Annotated in this window: 22 protein-coding genes; 11 read left to right on the top strand and 11 right to left on the bottom strand. The window is 65.8% G+C overall.

Going from position 1 to position 25006, the window contains the following annotated elements; all coding sequences use genetic code 11:
- Window positions 1–26: 26 nt before the first annotated feature.
- The gene (locus LH390_RS08295) at window positions 27–1307 is read right to left on the bottom strand and encodes an alpha-hydroxy acid oxidase (protein ID WP_227281757.1); all 1281 of its coding nucleotides are present in this window, start codon (window positions 1305–1307) and stop codon (window positions 27–29) included.
- A 124-nt stretch (window positions 1308–1431) separates the two neighbouring features.
- Here LH390_RS08295 and LH390_RS08290 point away from each other — a divergent pair, with 124 nt between their 5' ends.
- On the top strand, window positions 1432–2556 hold the full coding sequence (locus LH390_RS08290) for a hypothetical protein (RefSeq protein WP_227281758.1): 1125 nt from the start codon (window positions 1432–1434) through the stop codon (window positions 2554–2556).
- Here LH390_RS08290 and LH390_RS08285 read toward each other — a convergent pair.
- From LH390_RS08285 to LH390_RS08265, 5 genes are read right to left on the bottom strand one after another with little or no spacing between them, the layout of a single operon-like run.
- Window positions 2553–3503, bottom strand: a complete 951-nt coding sequence (locus LH390_RS08285) for a DUF808 domain-containing protein (RefSeq protein WP_227281759.1) — start codon at window positions 3501–3503, stop codon at window positions 2553–2555. The genes LH390_RS08290 and LH390_RS08285 overlap by 4 nt on opposite strands.
- A gap of 14 nt (window positions 3504–3517) precedes the next feature.
- Entirely contained in the window at window positions 3518–5074 is a 1557-nt protein-coding gene (locus LH390_RS08280) for an ATP-binding cassette domain-containing protein (protein WP_227281760.1), read from the bottom strand.
- Complete coding sequence (locus LH390_RS08275; protein ID WP_399524370.1) at window positions 5071–5913, bottom strand: ABC transporter permease; 843 nt, start codon at window positions 5911–5913, stop codon at window positions 5071–5073. The genes LH390_RS08280 and LH390_RS08275 overlap by 4 nt, the downstream gene beginning before the upstream one ends.
- A complete protein-coding gene (locus LH390_RS08270) occupies window positions 5913–6923 on the bottom strand; it encodes an ABC transporter permease (RefSeq protein ID WP_227281761.1) in 1011 nt (336 codons plus the stop codon). The genes LH390_RS08275 and LH390_RS08270 overlap by 1 nt, the downstream gene beginning before the upstream one ends.
- The gene (locus LH390_RS08265) at window positions 6920–8551 is read right to left on the bottom strand and encodes an ABC transporter substrate-binding protein (RefSeq protein ID WP_227282724.1); all 1632 of its coding nucleotides are present in this window, start codon (window positions 8549–8551) and stop codon (window positions 6920–6922) included. Before LH390_RS08265 ends, LH390_RS08270 begins: the two co-directional genes overlap by 4 nt.
- A gap of 220 nt (window positions 8552–8771) precedes the next feature.
- Between LH390_RS08265 and LH390_RS08260 the strand changes: the two genes are divergently transcribed.
- From LH390_RS08260 to LH390_RS08240, 5 genes are all read left to right on the top strand, one after another.
- Window positions 8772–9299, top strand: coding sequence for a hypothetical protein (locus LH390_RS08260; RefSeq protein WP_227288191.1), 528 nt, complete (start codon window positions 8772–8774; stop codon window positions 9297–9299).
- On the top strand, window positions 9296–10810 hold the full coding sequence (locus LH390_RS08255) for a hypothetical protein (RefSeq protein ID WP_227281763.1): 1515 nt from the start codon (window positions 9296–9298) through the stop codon (window positions 10808–10810). Before LH390_RS08260 ends, LH390_RS08255 begins: the two co-directional genes overlap by 4 nt.
- Window positions 10807–11469, top strand: a complete 663-nt coding sequence (locus LH390_RS08250) for an ABC transporter ATP-binding protein (RefSeq protein ID WP_227281764.1) — start codon at window positions 10807–10809, stop codon at window positions 11467–11469. The genes LH390_RS08255 and LH390_RS08250 overlap by 4 nt, the downstream gene beginning before the upstream one ends.
- Before the next feature lie 2 nt (window positions 11470–11471).
- A complete protein-coding gene (locus LH390_RS08245) occupies window positions 11472–11864 on the top strand; it encodes a lactococcin 972 family bacteriocin (protein ID WP_227281765.1) in 393 nt (130 codons plus the stop codon).
- A 147-nt stretch (window positions 11865–12011) separates the two neighbouring features.
- Window positions 12012–12344: a hypothetical protein gene (locus LH390_RS08240; RefSeq protein ID WP_227281766.1), complete on the top strand. Its 333-nt coding sequence runs from the start codon at window positions 12012–12014 to the stop codon at window positions 12342–12344.
- A gap of 919 nt (window positions 12345–13263) precedes the next feature.
- Here the strand turns inward: LH390_RS08240 and LH390_RS08235 are convergent.
- The 4 genes from LH390_RS08235 to LH390_RS08220 all read right to left on the bottom strand — a co-directional run bounded on the left by LH390_RS08235 (window position 13264) and on the right by LH390_RS08220 (window position 19159).
- Complete coding sequence (locus LH390_RS08235) at window positions 13264–14268, bottom strand: LLM class flavin-dependent oxidoreductase (RefSeq protein ID WP_227282725.1); 1005 nt, start codon at window positions 14266–14268, stop codon at window positions 13264–13266.
- A gap of 111 nt (window positions 14269–14379) precedes the next feature.
- Window positions 14380–15804, bottom strand: a complete 1425-nt coding sequence (brnQ, locus tag LH390_RS08230) for a branched-chain amino acid transport system II carrier protein (RefSeq protein ID WP_269961588.1) — start codon at window positions 15802–15804, stop codon at window positions 14380–14382.
- Between the two features lie 267 nt (window positions 15805–16071).
- The gene (locus LH390_RS08225) at window positions 16072–17205 is read right to left on the bottom strand and encodes a MalY/PatB family protein (RefSeq protein WP_227281767.1); all 1134 of its coding nucleotides are present in this window, start codon (window positions 17203–17205) and stop codon (window positions 16072–16074) included.
- Between the two features lie 46 nt (window positions 17206–17251).
- A complete protein-coding gene (locus LH390_RS08220) occupies window positions 17252–19159 on the bottom strand; it encodes an ABC transporter ATP-binding protein (RefSeq protein WP_227281768.1) in 1908 nt (635 codons plus the stop codon).
- A 237-nt stretch (window positions 19160–19396) separates the two neighbouring features.
- Here LH390_RS08220 and LH390_RS08215 point away from each other — a divergent pair, with 237 nt between their 5' ends.
- Window positions 19397–19936, top strand: a complete 540-nt coding sequence (locus LH390_RS08215) for a hypothetical protein (protein WP_227281769.1) — start codon at window positions 19397–19399, stop codon at window positions 19934–19936.
- A gap of 34 nt (window positions 19937–19970) precedes the next feature.
- Window positions 19971–20558 carry an isopentenyl-diphosphate Delta-isomerase gene (idi, locus tag LH390_RS08210; protein ID WP_227281770.1) on the top strand — a complete coding sequence of 196 codons (588 nt, stop codon included), beginning with the start codon at window positions 19971–19973 and terminating at the stop codon, window positions 20556–20558.
- A 21-nt stretch (window positions 20559–20579) separates the two neighbouring features.
- Here the strand turns inward: idi and LH390_RS08205 are convergent, their stop codons facing one another.
- Window positions 20580–21977, bottom strand: a complete 1398-nt coding sequence (locus LH390_RS08205; RefSeq protein WP_227281771.1) for a carboxylesterase family protein — start codon at window positions 21975–21977, stop codon at window positions 20580–20582.
- 59 nt (window positions 21978–22036) lie between these two features.
- On the opposite strand from LH390_RS08205, the gene LH390_RS08200 reads away from it, so the two are divergent.
- Genes LH390_RS08200 through LH390_RS08190 form a run of 3 tightly spaced genes read left to right on the top strand, consistent with a single transcriptional unit; the run spans window position 22037 to window position 24629 of the window.
- Window positions 22037–24163 (top strand): M3 family metallopeptidase, encoded by a 2127-nt coding sequence (locus tag LH390_RS08200; protein ID WP_227281772.1) that lies wholly within the window; start codon window positions 22037–22039, stop codon window positions 24161–24163.
- Between the two features lie 48 nt (window positions 24164–24211).
- Entirely contained in the window at window positions 24212–24484 is a 273-nt protein-coding gene (locus LH390_RS08195) for a hypothetical protein (protein ID WP_227281773.1), read from the top strand.
- Between the two features lie 4 nt (window positions 24485–24488).
- Entirely contained in the window at window positions 24489–24629 is a 141-nt protein-coding gene (locus tag LH390_RS08190; RefSeq protein WP_227281774.1) for a hypothetical protein, read from the top strand.
- Window positions 24630–25006 lie beyond the last annotated feature (377 nt).

Raw genomic sequence — 25006 nt, 5'->3', positions numbered from 1 at the left:
CGACTCTTCGGGCCTCGCCCAACCTGCTAGCTGCGCACCTCTTCAGCACTCAAGCTGGCCGGGTCGGTGGCGGTCTTGGGCGCCAGGCGCGTCAGCTGGGTGACGTGCTCGGGGCCCAGCTCCTCCACGTTGGCTACCTGGAGCAGCTTCATGGTGCGGCGGATCTGGCTGGACAGGATCTCAATCATGCGGTCCACGCCGGCTTCGCCACCGGCCATGAGGCCGTAGAGGTAGGCACGGCCCACGAAGGTGAACTTCGCGCCCATGGCCAGCGCGGCGACGATGTCCGCGCCGTGCATGATGCCGGTGTCCATGGCCACGTCGATGTCCTTGCCCACCTCGCGGACCACCTCGGGCAGCAGGTGGAAGGGCACGGGGGCGCGGTCGAGTTGGCGCCCACCATGGTTGGACAGGATGATGCCGTCCACGCCCAGGTCCGCCAGCTTCTTGGAGTCAGCGACGTTTTGCACGCCCTTGACCACCAGTTTGCCGGGCCACATGGCGCGGATTTCATCCAGGTCGGCGAACTGGATGCTGGGGTCCATGGCGGAGTCGAGCAGTTCGCCGACGGTGCCTCCGGTGCTGGTCAGTGAGGCGAACTCGAGCTGCGGGGTGGTCAGGAAGTCCCACCACCACCAGGGCCGCGGGATGGCGTTGAGCACGGTGCCCAGGGAGATCTGCGGCGGGATGGAAAAGCCGTTGCGGGCATCGCGCAGGCGGTTGCCGGCGATGGGGGCGTCGACAGTGAAGAACAGGGTGTCAAAGCCTGCGGCGGCGGCGCGCTCGACCAGCCCGTAGGAGATGGAGCGGTCCTTCATCACGTAGAGCTGGAACATGTTGCGGCCGGTGGGGTTGGCCTTCTTCACGTCCTCGATGGAGGTGGTGCCCAGGGTGGACAGTGCGAAGGGGATGCCGGCACGTCCGGCGGCTGCGGCACCGGCCAGTTCGCCTTCGGTCTGCATCAGGCGGGTAAAGCCAGTGGGGGCGATGCCGAAGGGCAGCGCGGAGGGCCCGCCGAAGACCTGGCAGCTGGTGTCCAGGTGAGAGACGTCATTGAGGATGGAGGGGTGGAACTCCACGTCCTTGAACGCCTGCCGGGAGCGATCCATGGAGACCTCATAGTCGGCGGCGCCGTCGGTGTAGTCAAAGGCGGCGGCGGGGGTGCGCCGTTTGGCAATGCGGCGCAGGTCTTCGATGGTTTGGGCCTTGGCCAGGCGGGCGCGCTTGGGGTTGAAATCCGGGGTCTTGAACTTGAGCAGTTCGAAGATCTCCTGCGGATTGGGAACTTGGCGGGGGATTTTTGCCATGATGTGTCAGGCTCCTCACTTTCTGTAAACCACTTAAGCATAACCATACTGAGGCGTGGCTAGGCTTTTCTACCCCCGGTATTGGGTAGCGCGGTCGTGGGTGCCTGGTGGAACAATGGGTTTCATGAATAAGCGCGACGCAGTTGTCACAATCCCCACCGCCACGGCGGTGCTGACCATTGGCGCACCTGATGTGTTGCGGGAATGGCAGGACGGGGCCGGCTCGGATAGCGGGGGAACACCGGTGACTCTCCCCGCGGGGCGTACACGCCAGCGTTTGGGGGAACTCGTTCCTCAGCTTGCCGACGCCGCTGGCGCCCTGTCAGCGGTAGTGGTACCGCGACATCGGGGTGCGGGCGCGGCCGGGGTAGCCAGCGCAGGGGTTGCTACGTCGGGTGCGGGCGCCCTGGTCGCCGGGCTGAGCCCACACGTGGTTGTTGCGCAAGCGCTGAGCATGGTGGTGGCAGAGTCCTTGGGCCAGGTGCGCGAGAGCCTCGAGGGGTTGACGGGGCGTGCTGATGAGCTGCTGCGCCGCATCGAGGCGGACCGGTTGGGCGATATTTATGCCCGAAACGCCTCACTGCGGCGTCTGGTTGCACAGGTAGAGGCAGGTCATCGCTTGCCCACGGCGGATTGGGAAGCGGTGGCTCCCTTGGGGGTGGACTTCGAGGTTGGGGTGGAAAAACTGCGCCGCTACCTGTTGATCAGTGTGCGCGGGCTTGATGCGCGGGCGCGGCCGTCGCAGCGGGCGGCGGAAATCGAGCAGCTGGTGGGCCCGGGCCGGCTGGTGGATCACCTGCGGCTGCTGGTGGTTGCGGAAGAAACGCTGGCCCTTTATCAACGGCTGCGCCTGGAGCGGGTGCTGGATACGGAACCGGAGGTTGCAGAGCAGGTGGCTACGAGTGCCCAGGACATCCTGGCCGAGGCGGTGGCGCAGGACGCCCGCCTAGCTGAGCTGTTGCGCCAGGTAGTCGCAGAGGTGACCGTGGTTTCTGCCGCGCAGGGCTGGGATGTGTGGGGTCGGCGTCGTCTCGATGATGTGCGCGCTCAATTGGTGGACCACATCGATGAGTTCGTTGCGCATCGGGGCGTGCAGGCCCAGGACTGGCAGGTGGAAGAGTCGGCGGGGGTGCGCGAGGCCTTTGATCACTATCGACGCCGCGCTCGCCAACTCACCGCCCGAGGGCTGGAAGGCTTGGCGCGGCGCATCGACGCGCCGGATTCCGCGAAGCGTCCGGGTGCGTCCTAGCCCGCGGATGCTGCCGAGTCAGCACCGCGGTGGCGTAGCCGGGCCACCGCGGTGACAACTCCGAGGATGACGGAGCCCACCAGGAATCCGACCACCGCGGAGCAGGCGGTTTCTACCAGCCACGCCCACACGGGTCCACCCCATACATCCTCGACCCTGTGGGCCAGGTGGTGGACCAGGTCAAAGGGGCCGTGCCAGCCCAGTTCGCTGACGCCGTTGAGCAGGATGTGGCCGCCAACCCACAGCATCGCGGCGGTGCCCACCACGGACAGGACGGATAGCACGATGGGCATGCCAGCGATCATGCCGTGGCCGATGGTGGCCAGGATGCCCGTGCGACCTTTTTTGAGTGCCAGGCCAATGTCATCCATCTTGATCAGCGCGCCGACCACGCCGTAGACGCCGAAGGTCAGCAGGATGCCCACCAGGACCAAAATGGCGGTGCGCATAAGGAAAGGCTGGTTCGTCACCTCGTTGAGGGAGAGCACCATGATTTCTGCGGACAGGATGAGATCGGTGCGGATGGCCGAGGAGACCAGTGATTTTTCGCTTTGTTGGTCTTCGGCGTCGCGCTCTTCGCCGTGGCCATGTCCGGTGCAGTACTCCCAGATTTTTTCTGCGCCCTCATAGGACAGGTAGGCTCCGCCGACCATGAGGATGGGGGTGAGCGCCCAGGGGGCGGCCCAGGACAGCAGGAGCGCGATGGGCAGGATGATCAGCAGCTTGTTCACCAGCGAGCCCTTGGTGATCTTCCAGATCACGGGCAGTTCGCGGGCGGGGGAGAGGTCGGAAACAAAACCCGGGGTGACGGCGGCGTCGTCGACGACTACGGCCACGGCCTTGGTGGAGGTGCGCCCGGCTGCGGCGGCGACGTCGTCAAGCTGGATGGCAGCTTTGCGTGCGATGAGTGCGACGTCGTCAAGCAATGCGGCGAGTCCGCCGGCCATGCGGGGCCTTCTTTCTATTCGGGACCATCTTCGGTCATCGTACAGGGCAGCTGGGGGACTGCCGCGAGGAGTTCTTGGGTGTATGGGTGCTGCGGATCGTCCCATACCTGGGCGACCGTGCCGGACTCGACCAGGCGCCCGCGGCGCAGGACCGCCACGTGGGTGCAGCACTGGCGGACCACGGATAGGTCGTGGGAGACAAACACCAGGGTGCGGTGATCGCGGGCGACCACCTGGTCGAGGAGCTGCAAGATTTGCGCGCGCACGGTGACATCGAGGGCGGAGACGGCTTCATCGGCAAGGATGATGTCCGGGTTGCTGGCCAGGGCACGGGCAATGGAGATGCGCTGGCGCTGCCCGCCGGAAAACTCATGCGGGTAGCGCGTCGCCGCCTCAGGGTCAATGCCCACCTGGGCCAGTAGGTCGCGCGCTGCCTTCCGCCGCGCTGCCCCGCGCAGGCGCATGCCCTCTGTCACCGAGCGGCCCACACTCATGCGCGGATCCAGCGAGGATGCCGGATCCTGGAAGACCATCTGCACCGTGCCGTTGACTGAGACGGTGCCGGCGGTGGGCTGATCCAGCCCGGCGATGATGCGCAGCAGCGTGGACTTGCCGGAGCCGGATTCGCCGACGATCCCCAGCCGCCCGCCGGCAGGCACTCGCAGGCTGACCTGGTCCAAGGCCGGGGCGCGCCCGGCGCCAAAAGAACGGCCCACAGAATTTACAGCGATGGCATCCGGGGCGTGGGTATCTCCACTTCCCGCAGCCGCATCGGGTGCCGTTCGGCCCGGGCGCGCGGCGGCCAGCAGCGTGCGGGTATAGGGATGTTCCGGGGCGCGCAGCACCCGGTCGGTCTGCCCGCGCTCGACGATGCGCCCGCGTTGCATGACCAACACGTGGCTGCACGTGCGGGCTACCAACGCTAGGTCGTGGGTGATAAACAGCAAGGCCGTGCCGGTGCGCTGACTGGCGGCGACGATGGTGTCCAAGATGTGCGCCTGGACCGTGGCGTCGAGGGCGGTGGTCGGCTCATCGCAGATGAGCAGGTCCGGCTCATTGGCCAATGCCATGGCTATGCACACGCGCTGGCGCTGCCCGCCGGAGAGCTGGTGGGGGTAGGCGCGGGCGTGCTCGGGGGACAGGCCCACATCGGCGAGGAGCTGTTCCACGCGGCCCGCAACAGAGTCTGAGGCTGCGCCCGCCCCTGCCCGGACTGGCCCGCGGCGCAGCTCAGGGCGGTGGATCATGAGCGCCTCGGCGATCTGTGCCCCGGCGCGCATGAGCGGGTCTAGTGCGGTCATGGGCTCCTGGAAGACCATGGAGATACGCGCACCGCGGATCTTCTGCATGGTCGCCGGCCGGGCGTGGACCAGGTCAATCTCACCCAGGTGGGCGTGACCGCTTACCGGCAGTGGGGTCAGGCCCATCAGGGCCAGGGCGCATTGCGTCTTGCCGGATCCGGACTCGCCGATGAGCGCCACCCTTTGGCCGGGGGCGATGCGGAAGTTGACGTCGGTGACAATGTCGCCGATGGTCAGCCCGGCGACGTCGAGAAGCGCATCTGTGCTCATGGGCGCACCCCCTTTGGGTCGAAGGCGTCGCGCAAGCCGTCGCCGAGCAGGTTAAAGCCCATTACTGTCACCGCGATGGCCAAGCCTGGCCACAGGGCCAGCTGTGGGGCGGAGCTCAGCGAGGCCTGCGCCGCCTGCAGCATGCGCCCCCAGGAGGGATCCGGCGGCGGGGTACCCAGGCCTAAGAAGCTCAGGCCGGCCTCGGCAAGCACGGCCAGGGCGAAGCCTACGGAGGCCTGCACGATGATCGTCGAGGCGATATTGGGCAGCACGTGGCGTGCGGCAATGCGCGCCCAGCCGTGACCGCACAGGCGCGCCGCGGCAATATAGTCCTGCGTGGCCACGCGCGCAGCCGCCGCCCGGGTGACGCGCACGAACCCCGGAATCCCGGCGACCCCAATGGCCAGCATCGCCGCGGCTGTCGACGCCCCACACACCGCCGTAGACACGATGGCCAGCAACAAGGCAGGAAAGGCCATGAGCAGGTCCGCACCCCGCATGGCCAGGCGCTCCGCCCAGCCACGACGCAGCCCCGCCCACAAACCCAGCGGCACCCCAACCAGGGCAGACACGCCCACCGAGACTAAGCCCACAAACAGCGTGATGCGCGAACCCGCCATGATCCGGGAGGCGACGTCGCGGCCGAAGCGATCCGTGCCCAACACATGCTCCAGGCTGGGGCCGGCCAGGCGGGCGGCGGGCTCAGCATGCAAAGGATCGGCCGGCGTCCACACCAGTGATACTGCGGCAGCGGCGATGACCATGGCAACAATGAGAGCCCCGGCCCATCCGGACGCCGGCATCCGGCGCACCCAGGCCGGCATGTGCAGCGTGCTCATCAGCGCCCTCCTTGGCGGCGCGTGCGCAGCCGCGGATCAATGATTGTGGTGACCACATCAACGACCAGGTTGACCGCAAGCGTGGCCACCACCAGCACCATGACCACCGCCTGGACGGTGAGCAGATCCCGGCCGGAGACCGCCTCGAGCAGCATGGTGCCCAACCCGGGCAGCACGAAGACGCGCTCAATGACCACCGCGCCGACCAACAGCGATGCCAGCTGCAAGCCCGTGACGGTGAGCACCGGAATGGCCGCGTTGCGCAGCCCGTGGCGGCGCAGTGCCCCGGCCGGCGAATGCCCCACCGCCAGGGCCGTGCGCAGGAAATCCTGGCTGGTCACCTCCACGATCTCCGAGCGCACATAGCGGGTGAGAATCGCCGCCTGCACGGCCGTGAGCGCCGCCACCGGGAGGATGAGCCGGCGGATGAAAGCCCCAAAATCCACCTGGGGCGGCACCCACCCGTTGGCCGGAAGCCAGCCCAGGTGTACCGCAAACAAAGCCACCAGGCCCACGCCCACCAGGAAGCTGGGGACGGCAATGCCCACGTGCGAGGTGGCACTGATCGCGCTGGCCAGCCAGCCGGGAGAGCCGGGAGAGCCGGGATAACCAGGGGACCCGCCCCCGCCCAGCCTGCGGGTTGCCCCGGCAGCGAGGATGCCCAGCGGCACCGCAATGAGCAGGGAGGCCGCCATGGCGGTGCCGCACAGGATGGCGGAGACCTGGGCGCGGTCGACGAGTACGGGGGTGATCGGCTGGCCGGTGGTCAGAGACGTCCCGCAGTCGCCGCGCAGTAGCCCGCCGATCCATTCGCCGTATTGCACCAGCAGGGGCCGGTCGAGCCCCAGCTGTGCTGATAGTGCCGCGACGTTGTCTGGGGTGGCGCTGACCCCTAGGGCCACTTCCGCCGGGTTGCCGGGAATGGCGCGCAGTAGCACAAAGATGACCACGCTGGCGGCGGTCAGTAGCACCAGGAAGCGGGCGGCCACCCGCGCGAGTCCGCGGGTCATGAGCGTGCCTCCTCGTGTGCCGTGGGCGGGGTATCGGTACGGCGGTGCAGCGCCGGCAGCGGTAGGGAATCGGTGACCATGTTGGGGTCGATGCCAGCGATGTGGGGGTCGGAGACCACGATGTTGGCCACGTTCATCAGGGTGTCCGCCGCGGCGTCATCCATGATGGAATCGACTGCCCGTGCCATCGCCTGCGGGGCGTGCTCGGCGGTGCCGGAGGCGGCGTCGGCAAGCAAGGCGCGGGTGCGCGGCGAGTCATAGCCCAGGTAGTAGTCCGGGTTGCCAAAGATGGTGGGAATGTCGCGCGGCTCATCGTGGGAGATTAAGGACATGTCATAGTCATGGCCCTTGAGCACCTGGGCGAGCCAGACCGCCGGGAACTCCGCGGAGGCCAGGCGGACCTGGAAGCCCACATCGCGCAGCTGAGAAAAGATGAGCTCCGCGGCGTCTTGGGCGTAGGGCAGGGAGGGCACGGTGATGGTCACCGCCAGGCGGGCGTCGGTGCCATCGGTGGCAAAGCCGGCCTCTTCTAGCAGGTCGCGGGCGCGCTGCGGGTCGAAGGGGTAGCGGGTGGACGGGGAGTACCAGGGGTCGCTGGGCGGGACCGGTACTCCGCCGGTATCCACGCCGTAGCCGGACCACACCGTATCGATGATCGCCTGGCGGTCCACGGCGTGCATGACGGCGCGGCGCACGCGCACATCAGAAAAAGGAGCCCGGCGGTGATTCATGGTGAGCAAAAACTCGCCGTTGGTAGTGCCCACCTGCACCGTGTGCGTGTCCTTGGCGCGCAACTTATCCAGCAGCTCCGGGGACTGGATCCCCCACACCACATCCACATCGCCGGACTCTAGGGCATTGGTGGCGGACACGCCGTCCGGAAAATAGCGCACCGTGACGGTGGGGCTGCCCGGGGCAGTGCCCCAATAAGTGGGGTTAGCGCGGTAGACCAGGGCGCGGCCCGGCACCCAGCGTTGCACAGTAAAAGGCCCGGTGCCCACCGGGTTGCTGGCCAGGTCATCGATGCCGCCGGGGGTCATCATCGCGCCCACGAGGGTGCCCAGCGACCACAGCCACGTGGTGGAGCGCTGCGTGAGCTGGACGCGCAGCGTGTGCGGGTCGAGCACGGTGACGTGGTCGATGACATCCAGCTGGGCTTTGAGCCCATTGGTCCACGCCTGGGAGCGCACCCTGTCGAGGGAGAACTTCGCCGAGGCCGCATCGAAAGGGTCCCCGTTGCTAAAGCGCACCCCCTCGCGCAGGTGAAAGGTATAGGTGGTGGCGTCGGCGCTGGTGTCCCAGCTGGTGGCCAGCCAGGGCTGAATCTGCCCCTGCGCATCAATGCGCACCAGCGTCTCATAGACATTGCCCATCACCGCCTTGGGAATGGCCACCCCGGAGGTGGTGGTGAAATCCAGCGACGCCGGCGCGCCCGTCACCGCCAGCCGAACTCCCGCCTCCGCGGGCGCCACGGTGGTCTCCCCGCTTATCGACGCCCCCGTCGACCCCGCCGCGCACCCGCTCACCGCGAGCGCCGCCGCTAAAGATAGTGCTGCCAGTGCTGATAGGGATCGCGCCGGGTGGGGGCGCGCTGGGCGGGGCTGCGCCGGGCGTGCGCCTTGAGGCATGTGCCCCGGCGCGGCAGCGGAATCCTGCCGAGCGCAGGGCCACACGTTCATGGGTTTTAGGGTAGCAGTGGGCGGGGAACGCAGAAACGGAGCATAAATATCACCTATAAGCGGGAGTGTGGGGCGGCATTGACGGCGCTCGTGTCATAAGGTTGGGCTTAACTGCACTTTCGTCTGTTGTCCACGACCGGATGAGACCGGATGAAACACACACACGTTTTTGCGTGCCGCCCCGCGGCACCCGCGCAGCGGGGGCTGGGTCCTCCTGCGCGGCGGGGCGCTCGTCCTTGTCTTGAGCGCCCTGCTTGTTACCTACTGGGGCCACGCCAGCGTCGAAGCGGAAATCCTGCACGGCACCACCGGAAACGTCCAAACGCTAACTACCCCAACGAACGGCGATGACGCCGGCCTGCGCGCTGAGCTTGCGGCCACCGCTGAGCGCCACCACGCCCTGTTCTACACCGAGCTCTCCGGGACCCACGGGCGCGATGTCTACCTGGCAGACTCCGGGCAGGGACACCGGTGGCTCGCCCACGGTTACCCGGCGCTCAGCCGCTACGGGGCGGTCACGGTGCACCCCCTCGCTGACTACCCAGAAGCAGACTCCAGGGCGCTGTACTACTTCTCGGGCGATGGGCAGATGCAGGCGGAGATCGTCGCGCTTCTCGACGCCCACGGGGTCACCCATCGTTCCTTCCCTGCGCAGAAAGTCCAATACTTCCTGAGCAACCCCACATTCATGGGGTGATCCTGCTCAGCGTGGTTGTTGTTGCCGCGCTGATCTTCTTTGGCGTGGTCTTAAGCGCACAGGCAGAGGCCGTCACGCGCCTGGTCGGCCACAATATGGTGCGCGTGCTGGTCCGGCAGCTGCGCGTAGCCCACGGCGCGACCGCGTGGCGGCCCATCGCACTCATCGTCTTGGCCGGGTGCGTACTGGGTGTGGCTACAGAACCCCAGCGGGTGGCGGCGCTGGCCCCCACCTTCGCCGCGGTGCTCACGGCCTATCTGGTGCTCGCCCTCGCCGTGCACGGCCTGACCATCGCCGCCCTGCGCTGCGGGAACCTGGTCGCAGCGCTCAAAGGCCGGCTGCCGGCAACACCGCTAATAGCCATGGATGTGCTCCTGCGCGCCGGGTGCGCTATTGCTGTGGGCTCATTCATGATCACCGGAGTCAACGCCCTCCATGAGTATCAACGCCAGGACGCAGAAGGGGCCGCCTGGAGTGGGCACGAAGACATTGTCACCATTGCACTGAGCGCCGCGCGGGACCTGGAACCGGGAAACCCCACCACCCAGCTGCTTGCCGCGCGCACCCAAGAACTCGGCGCCCAGGGCCGCGCGCTGCTCTTCGACTACGCAGACAGCGCCCTCGACCCGGCCACACAAGGCCAGGAACGCATGACTTATAGCCGCAGCGCGGCGCGTCAGCTCCTCGACCCGGCGGTGGCCGCCCAGGTAGACAGCGCCGATCCCACCCGCCCGCTGCTCATCATTCCGCCCGGTGGGCCGAGTGCCCGGGCGTTGGAGGATCCTGCCGCAGCCGCCGCATTTTCTCCGGTGTGCGCCGCACGTGCGTGCACCGTGGTTGCAGGCCCACAGCACTACCAAGCGCTGACCTTAAGGGCTAACCCAGAAATGGACTACGTGGACCCGTTGGTGATCGCAGAGCCCCTCGTGGTGGTGGTCCCTGACGATGCCTGGGGGCTGAGCGATCGCAACGTGGTGGCGCTGATCACCCAGGGCGCGGTGGGGTTCGTCGGCGCCGAACCGGTTGGCTACCTGCGCCAGGACCCAGAGCTGAGCTCGTTTATCGCCGAGGCCCGCCCGGCCGCTGACCGCTGGGCCGCCAGCCACCGCCGGATTGCCACCCAGACCATGGTCTGCGCCGTTGGTGCCGGCCTCGCTGGACTCATGGCGCTGATCTACGGGGCCGTCTCCGGGATGATGCAGGCTTTGTTGCGCGCCCAAAGGCTGCGCGCTGTGCACGTGGTGGGAAGAAACCCCCTGGCCGTCTACGTGCGTTGCCTGCCCGCCGACGTGGTGGTCCTTGGCTGCCTGGCGGCGTACTTCTGGCACAAGGGGGCTGCTTGGCGCCACTTCCAACAGCCAGAATTTCGTGGGGGTGCTACCCAAAGCCTCCTGGATGCCCTCCAGGTGCCCACGTCGGCAGTGGTTGCCACCTGTGCCATTGTCGTGGCCGCCATCTGCGCGGCCGCCACCGTCATGGCGCGCCACGCACTGCGAAAGGACTACCGATGATTACCGTGACCAACCTGGCCAAATCCTTTGGCGGCGACACCGTGTGGAGTGGCGTCAGCGCCGAGTTTCCACACGGCCAGTTGACCGCTCTCGTAGGGCCGTCTGGGTGCGGCAAGTCCACACTCCTCAATTGCCTCGGCGGCATCGATGTCCCCGACTCCGGCCAGGTCAGCGTTGACGGTGTGGCGCTGAGCCGCCTGCGCGCCCGGGGGCGGCGGAAATTCCGGTGGAACCACGTGGGCTATCTGTTCCAGGACTTCGCCCTCATTGACAATGAGTCCGTGGCAGACAACCTCCGAGTGGCCATGCCTGCGTTCCGCTCCCGCGCAGCCCGGAACCGAGACATCGCCGCCGTGCTGCGCGACGTCGGACTCGAAGGCCGGGAGAACTCCGTGGTCCATGCGCTGTCCGGAGGTCAGCAGCAGCGCGTAGCTCTTGCCCGGCTGCTTCTGCGTGACCCCTCGGCGATCTTGGCCGACGAACCCACCGCCGCACTGGATCGGCACAACGCCTCCCGCGTCCTCGAACTCGTGCGCTTAAGGGCGCGCGCCGGGGCGACCGCGGTCATTGCCACCCACGACCCCTGGGTGGTAGACCACTGCGACACCGTGCTTGACGTTTCTACCTTTTGCACCACACCACCCGAAGAAAGGCACTGATCATGACTGTGAACCCAAACTCTGAAACCGCATCAGCAGCAGCGACCGCGCAACCGAGGAAGACCGCTCGATGGGTCATCATCGCCGTGGTGGCGGTGCTTGTCGCCGCTGCCGTGTGGTTGGCTCTCTTAGCTACTCATGTCATAGGCAACACGCCGGCCACCTCTGAAGCTGAGCCCGGCCAAGCCCGTGACTACGGTGCCAACGCCGGGCGCGCGTGGGCTGGGTACAAACATGACACGCAGTGGCATCGCGCGAGCGTGTCTGGGCACGGACAGGCCAGTAGCGAGTGCATGGCGCCGGGGCAGTGGGCCCGGGTAAGCGTGGACCAAAGCTGGATCGGGCGCAATTCCTTTTCCTTTGAGCAATGCGACGCCCCCGCTCACAGCAGCTAGCCGGCCATGTCTCACGATTGGGCGAGGATTTCCATGGAGTGTTGGCTTGATCGTCGGTGGGAGCGGCGTTAGCAAGACGATAGCTCCGGTTATCATGGAAAAGTCACGTGGAGTGATCGTGAAACCGGGAAGGTAGCAGTGCAAACAATGTCAATTGATACGACTAGCCTCTTCCGGAGAGTAGCTTCCGTCGTCGTTGCGTTGCCGCTGGTATGTGTCGGAGTAGCGCCAGCTTTCGCTGCAGATGTAAAAAACGAACGTGGCACGTATACGGTGAAGTGCCAAGTAGTAAAAAACGCATCAGGAAACCCCATTGTAGGATTGGTGTATGGCAACCATCCCAGGGATGTTAAAAAGGCTAAGGCCGATGCTGATGCGTATGTAGGCAAGTTTGGAAATGATGTACACAAGAGACACTGCTATGCTCAGGCGAAGTATAGGGACTCCGGGGCCTTCACTGTAAATGGGGAGCCTGTCTAGAATGAAAGATAATGTCCTCCTTTTTACTACCTATTTCCTTGCGCGGGAATCGGACCTTGAGGGCTTTCATGCCCAGTATCTAAAAAGGGTAGAGAAAGCTCGGAAGGTTACCGATGTTCTCTATGTGTCTGACGAAATTAGGGCGGGAAGTGATCAGGTTACTCGCGAAGTCTTGATGCAAGACTTCCGTAGGGATATGCGAGACTTTGGAGATTGCCCATTTGACGAATCTGAATGGGGTGTGTATAGCCTTTCATGCGTGGCCTTGGACGTTGCTGAGCCGGCGAGCGAGGGGGCTAGTGTGTCTCGGTTGTGGCGTGATCTAGCTTTAGATGAGGAGAGAGTTCCCAGGCAATTCACCAGTCACGTAGAGGCTGTTAGCCTTTCGCGCGACGGCAAGGGTGCTTCTCTAGGATCCGTTTCCCCTTGAATTCCCCATTTTCTAGGGTTTCGTAGGCAAGCTACCTTATTTGGTGTGAACAAGAATGCACCCTTTTTTGGGGGTTCTTGAAGGTGCGATGTACATGCGCTGGGGGCAACTGCCAAATGCAACCCGTGTAGCGCTGTCGTGTTCGCCTAGCGCGACTGCGCTTGGTGCTGGCGGAGCAGATAGCCGATTCTTCATTCCATTTCAAGGAGTGCGGGCTGGTGTGGTGCCAGAATCAACCATTTTTAAGGTGGGGATACTGGAGGTGTCCCACTCGCCCAGAATGGTTGGGATGCTGCTGATCGCACCTGATTTGTCCGCCCAACTCCCGCTGACTTTTTATCGTATTACTAAGAATGTGGGGGGGGCTATCCGCTTTGCGGGGGTTGGGACGAAACGGGCATGGGCACTGTCCTGAGTTTGCGGGGCTCGCCGCTAAAGCGCTATGGGTTCTTTATCTTTTGGGGAGTGCAACGCCCCCGCTCACAGCAGCTAGCCGGCCATGTCCCAGGACTGGGCGAGGATGTCCATGGCGGTGTCAGCTTGTGCGCCGGTGGGGGCTTGCAGGGAGATCATCAGCTCGTCTGCCTGGGCATTGTGCGCAAACTGCTGGAGGTAGTCGCGGACCTGTTGCCCGGTTCCCAGTGCGGTGTAGCGCAGCATGTCTGTGATCTGGCGGCCGGTGGGGGAATCGACCAGGGCGTCGAGTTGGTCATCGGCAATCGGGGTGCCGCCCCGGGTGGCCAGTGAGCGCACGCGGTTGCGCTTGACCTGTTCAAACTGCTCGACGGCGTCAGCCTGAGTCTGCGCAGCGGTGACATTGACCGCGGCGATGATGTAGGGCTTGGACAGCGTTTCTGAGGGCTGGAAGTGTTCCCGGTAATACGTGGTTGCGGCTTGCAGATGCGTGGGCGCGAAGTGGGAGGCAAAGGAGTAGGGCAGACCAAGCTTGGCGGCCAGGGTGGCACCGAACATAGACGAGCCCAGGATGTAGATGGGCACATGAGTGCCGGCGCCCGGAACCGCGCGCACGCCAGGAATGGGGGAGGAGTCTCCCAGGTAGCCTGCCAGCTCGGCGACGTCCTGGGGGAAACGGTCCGCCGCGCGCGGGTCCCGGCGCAGGGCGCGCCCCAGCGTGTTCATGTCCGTGCCCGGGGCGCGGCCCACCCCAAGATCAATGCGCCCCGGGTACAACTCAGCGAGCATGCCAAACTGCTCGGCGACGGTATACGGGGAGTGGTTGGGCAGCATCACCCCGCCTGCGCCCAGGCGGATGGTCGAGGTGTGCGCCCCGATGTGGGAGATAAGCACCGCGGGGGCCGACGAGGTAATGGTGGGCATGTTGTGGTGCTCGGCGTACCAGATGCGCGAATAACCTAAGGCTTCCGCACGCTGGGCCAGGCGCACCGAGCGCGCCATGGAGTCCCCGGGGCGCTCCCCCTCGTAGATGGTGCAAAAGTCGATCAGTGACAGCGGCAGATCAGCTGTTCCGGGCATAAAAAAGACCACCTCGTCCGTGTGCGTGCCTTCCGGCGGGCCCATCTACATCGGGCACCTACCAAGCACAACACACGGCCAGGCGGCCTCATTCCCCCTCTCAGCCCCTGACTAGGCGGATGTGGCGGCGGCGGTGGCGGTCTCCTCCATGGGGGCGCCAACCGGGGAGTCGGCGATCCAATCAGCCCGGCGGGGCACCGTGCGGTCAAGGATGACGCCAACGATGATGGCAATGACCGTGGGCAGCACCCAGTCCATCTGCTGGGCGTGCAACGGGGCCCAGGCCACCAGCGGCTCGAGCTGCGTGATGCCCAGCCCCACCAGGGTGGACACGGCCGACCACGCCACGGCGACCCAGATGCCCAGGTAGTAGGTCCACACCAGGTGGATGCGGCGACGCACCGCCGGCTCGACCAGGGTGAGGAAGATCAGGGTGATCGCCGGCGGGTAGATAAAGCCGATGATCGGGGCGGCCACAGACAGCACCGTGTTCAGGCCCATGGTGGCCATGCCGAAGGACATCAGCGAAAAGACGATGGCCCAGGCGTGGTAGCTAATCCCCGGCAGCAGCAGGTGGAAGAACTCGCTAGTAGCGGCGATCAGGCCCACGGCAGTGGTCATGCACGCCAGCAGGACGATGAGCCCAAAGACCACCTGTCCGGGAGTGCTCATGGTGAGCTTGGCGGCGTCGGCAAGCAGGGTGGCACCGTCCGCGTACTGGGAGGCGTTGGGGATGGTGTGGCCGATCGCGCCCAGGCCCACATAAATCAGCGCCAGCAAGATGCCGGCGCCGACGCCGGCCCAGATCGTGCCGCGCACCAGGCGCGGGCCCTCCGGCACTCCCTTGTAGCGCAGCGAGGAGATGACCACAATGCCAAACGCCAGCGCTGCGATGGAGTCCATGGTCAGGTATCCCTCCACCAGGCCGGTGGCGGCAGGCAGGGTCTGATACTTCTCCACCGGGGCACCCGCCGTGCCATCGAAGGTAAACAGCGCGATGGCCACCAGCACCACCAGCAGGATCAGCAGCGCCGGAGTCAGCCACTTGCCCAGGTGGTTGATAATGGAACCGGGGTTGTAAGCCAGCAGCAGCGCCACGCCGAAGAACACCAGGTTAAACAGGCCGGACCACACGATGGAATCGGATCCGGTGATCGGCTGGATGGCGGTGGAGTAGCTCACCGCGCCGGTCCGCGGCAGCGCGTAGAACGCGCCGATGGACAGGTAGGCCAGGATGGGGAAGGCGACACCGAAGATGCGGCCTGCGCGCCGGGCGAGCTCGCCGACGTCATTGCCCGAGATAGCGATCGCGATGATGGCCAAGACCGGAAGGGCAACGCCCGTGCCCAAGAATCCGATGATCGCGGGGACGAAGGAGGTGCCAGCCTCAACGCCCAGGTAGGCGGGGAAGATCAGGTTTCCGGCGCCAAAGAACATGGAAAACAGCATGAAGGCTGTCACCATGAGCAGCAGGGCGGGTCTGGCGGGGCCGCGTGCGGCGGGGGAGCCGGCTTTCTGGGGTGCGGGTGTGCTCATCGTCGGTGGTCTCTTTTCCGGGGCGTACGGATAGGTGGTGGTGACGGTCGTTGGTGGGTGCCGGTCAGTTCCGGGCGGGACGCCGAAGCGCGCACCCGAATGAGCGGCAAAATTCCCACCAGCTAATCAGTCTGTCTCACCTTACGGGAAAAGGGAACCCTCAATCAACCCCTATTGGGTGATAGTTTTGCAGAGTGTTGCAGCCCCCTGTGAACCGCATGGCTCAAGCCGCACGGTGAGGTGTGCAACAGCATACAACTTCGCCCTTTAGACGGCGCGCACGCCAGTGGCAATCCGCTCCACAATCTCCTCCAACAGCTGCCGGGAGGTAGCAAAATTCAGCCGGGCATGCCCCTGCCCGCCGGCACCAAACGTGCGCCCATCATTGAGGGCCACCTTGCCGTGGGTGACAAGCAACCCCGCGGGATCGGCAGCCACCGCCGTGTCCCGGAAATCCAGCCACATCAGGTACGTGGCCTGCGGGTTGGTCACCCGCAGCCCGGGGACTGCCTCCGGTAGCGCGGAGACCAGATAGTCCCTGTTTCCCCGCAGGGTGGCAACCTCCTGGTCGAGGAACTCCAGGCCCTCCCGGTAGCAGGCTTGCGCGGCAAAGACCCCCAGCGTGCCCACGCCATCCTTGATCACCGGGTTGAGGCGATTCCAGATCTCTAAGTCCTCATCATTGCTAAAGATCATCTGCGCGCATTTCAGCCCCGCGATATTCCACGCCTTCGACGTCGCGGTGACGGTGATGCACACCGCGGCGGCCACCCCGGAGACCCCGGCGGCGCACACGTGCTGGCCGTCTAGCACCAGGGGGGCGTGGATCTCATCGACGAGCACCCGCGCGTCATAGCGGGCGGCAAGATCCGTCAGCTCGATGAGGGTGGCGGTATCGAAGGTATAGCCCAGGGGGTTGTGCGGGGAGCACAGCAGGATAGAGCCCGCCCCGGCGGCAAATGCCGCTTCCACTTCGCCGAGGTTGAGCCCGCCGGCGGCGTCGGCGGCAACGTCGATCCGCTTGCGCCCGGCCACCTGCGGAATGGACAAAAACGGCGGGTAGGCCGGCACCGGAACCACCACGGGGGAGTCCGGGCGGGTGAAGTGCGCCACCGCGAGGGTCAGTCCACGCACCACGTCAGGAACCGCGACCACATGGGTGGCCTGGACGTTCCAGTCGTAGCGCTGGGTATAAAACTCCGCCGTTGCCTGGGCCAGATCATCTCCGGCCGGGGTGTAGCCGAAGGATTCCGCCTGGCAGCGCTCCAGGATGTTCTGTTTGACAGCTGGGCAGGTGGCAAAGTCAGACTCGGCGATCCACGCGGGCAGGACGTCGTCTGGGTAGACGGTCCACTTGCGGGTGCGGCGGTTTTTCAGTTCTTCAAGCTGTGGGACATGCATGGCATTAAGCCTAACCATGTCCCTGCGCCGCAGCCGGGGGGCGCTGCTACTCGTCCTCGTCACCGCCGTGCTCGTCATGCTTATCGACGCCCCCTCCCCCCGCCGAAGGCTCGTGGAAACCGAAGGCAGCCAGCCGTTTGCGGTCCGCGGCGGAGGAGGAGGCCGTCAGGGCGAGCAATTGTGAATAAATTCCGCCCGATTGTGCCAGCTGGGCCGGCGAACCAATTTCATCAATGCGCCCCTGGTCCAGGGTGATGATGGTATCCACGGACGCGATTGTGGAAAGCCGGTGGGCAATCATGAGCGTGGTGCGGTCTGCCATGAGTTGATCTAATCCCACCTGCACGGCACGCTCAGAGCGGTTATCCAGCGCTGAGGTGGCCTCATCGAGGATGAGTATGGGGGCGTCTTTGAGCATGGCGCGCGCGATGGCAATGCGTTGCTTTTGGCCTCCGGATAGTCGCAGCCCGCGTTCCCCAATGACCGTGTCATACCCCTGCGGGAAGGAGGTAATAAAACCGTGGGCGTTGGCGCGCCGGGCCACGTCTTCTATTTGCGCATCCGTGGCGTCAGGCAAGCCGTAGGCGATATTGCTGCGGATGGTTCCAGAAAACAATTGTGGCTCCTGGAAGACCACTCCCACCGAGGCGCGCAGGCGCTCGCTGCCGAGCGTCTCCACGTCTTCTCCGCATACCGTGAGCGTGCCCGAATCGGGGCGATAGAGCCCCAAAAGCAGGTTGACCACCGTGGATTTCCCGCCGCCGGATTCGCCCACCAGGGCCACCCGGTGCCCGCGTTCAACGGCGAAGGTCATGTGGGAAAGTACCTGCTTTCCCTCTTCGTAGGAAAAGGACACATCGTCGAAGCTGATCACCGGGCTGTCAGGCTGCGGGTGCAGGGGAGCGGGCGAGGCGACGGAAAGGTCCGGGACTCCAGAGGCGTGCGTTGCCGCGACCAGTTGCCGGTTGGCCGTGTCCTCCTCCGGGGCGGCCATCACCGCAAAATAATCCCGGGATCCGGCGATGGCGCGCTGGGCGGTATCGATGATCCAGGAGGCCATAAACACCGGTTGCTTGGCCATGTTGACCAGCTGGAGCAGCATCACCATGTCGCCGAGGCTGAAGTGGCCGGCCAGGGTGCGCCAGAAAAGGAGCAGGTAGATGGCCAAGAAGATGAGGTTGAGTGCCGCGCCGCGCAGCGTGTCCATCCGGTGCCAAAACCCCGACTGTTTCCGCGTGACCGCCACCATGCGGCCGTATTGGTGCCCAAAGGTGTCCAGCTCGCGGGCCTCGGCGACAAAGGAGCGGGTGACTTTAATCTGGCCGATCACTTCCGCAAAGCGGCCCCCGGAGCTATCCAGCAGTGCATTCTTGGTGCCCTCGTAGCGCTGCCACCGGCGGCTGGTCAGGGCGGTGAGCCACAGGTACAGGGGAAACAGCGCGGCTAGCAGCAGCGCAAGGGGCCAGTAATACCACGCGGAGATGGCCAATACCGCGGCCACCGTGACCAGCATGGGAAAGAAGTTGTTGGAAAAGGACTGAAGAAATTGGGTGACGGAGGAAATCGAACGGTCGAGGCGGGCGATGATCGCCCCGGTGACCTGGTTGTCAAAGTAGCTCTGCGGAAGAATAAGCAGCTTGGCAAAGTACCTGGTGGACAGAATTTGGCGCATCCGGGATCCCATGACGTCACCGATATAGCCGCCAATGTTGGTCATGAGGGTATGGCCCAGGTCGGCGGCGAAAAGAATGAGCCCTAAGATCACGATGCGGCGAACCGCATCCGGCGTGGCAAGATCTCCGGTCACCGCGGCAACGATGGTATCCGTGGCCTTTTTAAACATCAGCGGGGAGGCCAATGCGAGCAGCGCTGTGACAACGGAGGTAAAGATAACTCCGAGGTAATAGGGCCACAGTGAGGCGGTGGATCGCAGGATCTTGGACAGGGAATTCACGGGTGGGTTTTCACGCTTTCATCACGATGCGGGCTGCATGGGATCAGGGATGGTGGCTGAGCACCGTAGCCGGGTTCATGGGGCCTTGTCACCCGAGGCTATCTGTGGGTTATCCGTGGCACCACACGCACGGCTACAATCGGACTGCGAACGCGCGTGGGCACAAGGTTCCGGACTACTCTGTGGCACCGTCGGCGCGAGTGCGCCCCTACATCATGACCCCAAAGGAAGGCAGCGATGAGCACCGTCACCGTCACGAAAGGTAGTGCCCTTATTGTCGGGTTGACCTGCGCCGCCGCATTGGTGGTGTCTTGTTCCTCCGACGCGGATGACACTGCCACGGGCCCGGGCGGCTCGATTGAGGTGACTACTTCTGAGGCCGCGGCCTTCCAGCCGAAGGACGTCGAGCCCACCACCGTGGAGGATTTCACCGAGTTCGTCGGTGACACGGGACTCAACGTCCGGTGGAAGCTGCAGGGCACGGTGGGCAGCAACGCCGGTGGCGCCGTGATTACGCTGGCCGTGCACAACCTCAATGACGTGCCCTTGCCTGCCGACGCCATCGGGGACCCCACCCTCACGCTCAATGACGGCACCCAGGTCAATCGCCTCGACGCAGAGGCTGCTGGCGTCGCCGGCCAGGATGGCTTGGACCGCCCGCTGGGGGTTGGTGCCACTACCAACCTGCGCTACGCCTTTGACGTTGCGCCCGGCAATCTGTGGGACGCCCAGTTCAAGATCGGCAACGTCATCTTCAAGGGCAACCTGAACCGTTAGACGGGCCGGGCGCAGGCCCCGTAGAGTGAGGCCCATGACTTCGCCTGAGCCTGCCGCCTCCCCGGAACTCGTTGTGCTGCTTGATGCCGCCGCCAATCCCATCGGCACGGCAGAAAAGTCCCAGGTACACACCGGCGATACGCCGCTGCACCTGGCTTTTTCTGTCTTCCTACTCAACGGGGATGGCCAGCTGCTGCTCACGCGCCGGGCGCTGAGCAAGAAGACGTGGCCGGGGGTGTGGACCAATAGCTTCTGCGGCCATCCGGGCCCGGGGGAGTCTTTTGAGGATGCCATCCGCCGCCGGGGCAGCCAGGAGCTGGGCATTGACCCGGCGGACTTGGTGGACATCTCCCAGCAGATCCCGGACTTTTCCTACCGGGCGGTGGATTCCTCCGGGATTGTGGAAAATGAGGTCTGCCCGGTCTACGTGGCCAGCCTGGCCCCGGGGGTAGACGTGGCGCCGCAGCCGGCTGAGGTGGATTCTTATGCGTGGGCGCCGTGCGCGGAGGTCATCACCGCCACGGAGGCGACCCCCTTTGTATTCTCGCCGTGGTTTACCCAGGAGTTGGCGCACCCGCAGTTGCGCGCGGAGCTGGAGCGCCGCAGTAGCCGCAACGCCTAGGTGCCGGGCGCGCCGCGCCGGCTAGCGGCTGAGCGGGCTGATGCTGGGGAACGGGGAGCGGAAGGAGACCCGCACGGCGCGCAGGGGATCGTCGAGTAGTGTTGTCGCGGCGTCGATAAGCGAAAAACCGAGGACCTTCCGGGTGCCTTCGGACAGATAGCGCGGCCAGGAGGGGTCCGTACCGCGCAGGAAGGGCACGAGGATGCGGGAAAACGCCGTGCTCGTCGCGTCCGGAGTGGTGCTAAAGATCAGCGGGAGGTCATCGCAGTGGGTCGCCGGGTCGGCGGCGGTGCCCTGAAACTCGATCGCCCAGACGGGACCAGGGGCTTTGTCGCCGGTCCGGGAGACCCAGCGGCGCACGGTGGAGTCGCCGCAGAGCTGGCAGAACTCCCGCCGCGGGTGGACGCTGGGGGGAAACGCCAGGTAGGAAGCTGCCGGGATTTCTACCCCAAGGCGCCGGGCCAGCAGGCGCACGGCGAGGCGACCCAGCCTGTGGTCATCGAGCCACCGGGCGGTGGGATGGTCGTGGAACTCCTCGCGCATGGAGGTCACCACAATGGGGATTTCGGCAAGCTCCTCGGGCGCAAACGGGTGCGGGCCTAGCGCCATGTCGGTGGGGTAGCAGCGGGCGAAGCGCCGGTAGCCGCGCTCTAGGGCGCCAGGCTTGCGCTCGGCGGCTTTCTCCAGGTAGCGCCGGGTGATAGCAATTCCTGTCACGCGGCGCAACGTGGCCTTGCGTTCCTCGAAGGGCTGGCGCGGGTAGGCCGGCGACAGGGCGAGCACCCTGCGGAAGGCGCCGCGGTAGTGGTCGCGCCGGGTGAGCCACAAGGCGATGCCCCCGCCGGCGGACTGCCCAGAAAGGGTGACGTTGGTGGGGTCGCCGCCGAAGCTTTCGATGCTGCGCTGGATCCAGTCCAGGGCGAGCTGGCAGTCGTTGATGCCCCGGAAGTGCTGGGGTTCGTCATCATGAAAGTGGGCGAAACCGGCGAGCCCGGTGCGGTAGCCCACGGTGACCACCACCACGCGGTGGCGTGCGCACAGCCCGGTGGCCTGGGTGCGGGGGTCATGGTGGCTGCCGGAATCGTATCCGCCGCCGTGGATGTAAACCAGAACGGGCAGGTCATCGCCGAAGGCGGCGTCGGCGGGGGTGGTGACCGTCAGCGCCACGTCCTGCGGGTGCGGCTCGGTGGCGTCGTGCACGTCGGCTTGCGTTTCGGCAGCGGCGTCGGCGGTGGTGCCAGTGGGGGCGTCTGTGGCGGCGTCGGCATCGGCGCGCAGTGGCAGGGCCGTGGCCTCGGCGAACGGGGCGGTGATCGTGCAATAGGGCAGCGAGTGGTACACGGCACAGCCGTCGGTGATCAGCCCGCGGTAGCTGCCGTAGGCGGCGGTCACGGTCGCTGTGCGCGGGTGAGAGTTCATGACTGGGACTGTAGCAATTCTGCGGTGCGGGTCCTGGCCCCGCGGCTACGATGTGGCCCATGAGCACCACTGCACCTACGTCCACGCCCGCCCCCAACCCGCTGCTGGAGCCCTCCACGCTTGACTATGGGCTGCCGCGCTTCCAGGAGATCCGTGACGAGCACTTCCTCCCGGCATTCCGCCAGGCCATGGCCGCTCACCGCGAGCAGATAGCCGCCATCCTTGCTCAGGAACAGCCGCCCACCTGGGATAACACGGTGGTAGAAATGGAGCGCTCCGGGCGCGCGTTGGAGGCCGTGGCGGCGGTGTTCTTTAACCTTCAGGGCACGGATTCCTCCCCGGCGCTCGACGCTATTGCTGAAGAGATTGTTCCTGAGCTGTCCGCCCACGATGACGCCATCTACCACGACGCCGCCCTTTTCGAGCGGGTCAGGCAGGTCAGCGTGCCCGCGGATGAGGAGTCCCAGCGGTTGCACGAGCACCTGCTGAGAACTTTCCGCCGCCACGGCGCCCAGTTAGATGACACCGCCAAGGCCGAGCTGTCGCGCATCAACGCCCGCCTGGCCGTCTTGTCGGAGGAGTTTGGGCGCAACCTGCTCGCCGATACCCGCGCGCTGGCCGTGCGCGTCGAATCCGCCGACCAGCTTGCTGGCCTGAGTCAGGCGCGTATCGACGCCGCCCGCGACGACGCCGCCCGCACCGGCACCGAAGGCTACCTGCTCCACCTCGAGCTGCCGACGGTGCAGGCCGCCCAGGAAAAACTGACCCGAAAAGACACCCGCGCGGCGCTCTACGCCGCCTCGCAGGCCCGTGGTGAGGCCTCCAACGCGGCAGTGGTGGCGGAGTCGGTGGCTTTGCGGGCGCGCAAGGCTGCGATCCTTGGCTATGGCACCCACGCCGACCTGGTCATCGCCGAAGAGACCGCCGGGACCGCCGCAGCCGCCAGGAAGCTGCTCACCGATCTCGCGCCCGCGGCCTCAGCCAACGCCGCGGCAGAATACAAGCTGATCAGTGAGGTCGCCGCCAGCGCCGAGGAGACCGTGGACCCGGCCGACTGGCCCTACTGGCAGGCGCAGGTTGCCTTGCAGGACTACGCCGTCGACGCCGAGGAATTGTCCCAGTACTTCCCGCTCGATCGCGTCCTGCGCGACGGGGTCTTCGCCGCCGCGCGCCGGCTCTACGGCATCACCGTGACCGAGCGCAATGACCTGCACGGCTATGCCCCCGGCGTGCAGGTGTGGGAGGTGGCTGAAGAAGACGGCACCGGCATTGGGCTGCTGCTGACGGACTACTTTGCCCGCGAATCCAAGCGGGGCGGGGCCTGGATGTCCAGTTTCTGCGATCAGTCCCGGCTGCTGGGAACCAAGCCGGTGGTGGTCAACGTCATGTCCATCACCCCGCCGACCGATCCTGATGCCCAGCCGCTGCTCAGCCTCGATGAGGTGACCACCGTCTTCCACGAGTTTGGCCACGCGCTCCACGGGCTGCTCTCCGATGTGGTCTACCCCCGGTTCTCCGGGACGAATGTGCCGCGCGACTGGGTGGAATTCCCCTCCCAAATCAATGAGAACTGGGCGCTGGACCCCGCGGTGGTGCGCGACTACGCCCGCCATGTTGAAACCGGGGAGGCCATCCCGCAGCGCCTGCTCGACGCCGTGGGTCGCGCCCGGCAGTGGGGCCAGGGTTTTGCCACCACCGAGTACCTGGGTGCCGCCATTATTGATCTGGCCTGGCACAGCCTCTCCCCGCAGCGCGCCGAGGAGATCAGCAGCCGCATCCTCGCGGCGGTGGACGCCGGCAGGGCTGAGGACGCGCGGGCGATCATCGAGAGCTTTGAGCAATCCGCACTCGCGGAGGCGGGAATCGATGTCCCCGAGGTGGCCCCGCGCTACCGATCCACCTACTTCAATCACATTTTCGCCGGCGGGTACTCCGCGGGCTACTACTCCTACCTGTGGGCAGAAGTGCTCGACGCTGACGGATTCGAATGGTTCCGACAGGTCGGCGCGGCGGGGCCGCAGGCCACGGCGGAGGCGGCGCGGCAGGCCGGCCAGCGCTTCCGCGAGCTGGTGCTCTCCCGCGGCGCCTCGCGCGACTATGACGAGGCGTTCTCGCAGCTGCGCGGCCGGAGCCGGGATGTTGCCCCGCTGCTGGAGCGCCGGGGCCTGTCTGGGACGAAGGCCTAGCGCCGCGCGGTGCTGGGGCCGCGCGGGGGCGATATGCTGGGCGGCACTATGAGTGGTTTTTTCACCGCGGTCTATGACTGGACTGCCCAGACGCTCGCCTCGGCACCCTTGGCGGTCCAGGTTGCGGTGGTGCTGGTGGTCACCCTGCCGCTGGCCGCCGTGGCGGCGATTGTGGTGCTGCGCTGCGTGGACTTTGTGGCCCAGCGCATTCGCCTGGTCTACGGCGTGGCCGGCGGCGCACCGCGTGCGGGGGGAGACGATCGTGCAGGTACTAGCCTGCGCGGTAGGGTGGCCGGGAAGACCACCAGGAAGGATTTGTGAAAGCATGCCCAATCCGGAGCAGTTGCGCAAGCAAGACCATGCGTTGCCTAAGGGTAAGCGGGCGTATCCCACGTCGCGGGTGACCCAGGCGCTGTGGTTCCTCATTGCCATCGTCATCATCGCGTGGCTGATCTCTGTGCTCTAGCGCGGCACGTGAGTTGGCGCCAGCCCTAGCGTGCGGACCTGCGGATGCTGCACGCGGGCACTGCAACCGTGCCGGGGCCGGTTGGGGTGCGGGAGGAGGGGCGTCGCTAAGCGAATCTCGCCCGCGCTCATGCGTGGCTGGTGGGGGGCGCCGTGGCAGGGGGGTGCGGGGACCTAGGTGTGGGGATAATGCAGGACTGGTGACAACGCATCTGATACTTTTGTACGGGAAAGTAAAGAGCGGGTGGTCAAGGGCACCACGCACGGTCTGCGGGCCGGCGCATCCCCTTGCCGCACGACCCAAAGTCCAACGGGAGTAGGTTTAGTGGTGCACTCCCCGTGGGCGAGCCCCAACAACCCGGATGTCACCTGAGCGTG

It is taken from the genome of Corynebacterium uberis (assembly GCF_020616335.1).
Taxonomy (GTDB): domain Bacteria; phylum Actinomycetota; class Actinomycetes; order Mycobacteriales; family Mycobacteriaceae; genus Corynebacterium; species Corynebacterium uberis.
Note: the sequence above shows the minus strand (reverse complement) of the source record. Positions and strands in the feature narration are given on the sequence as shown.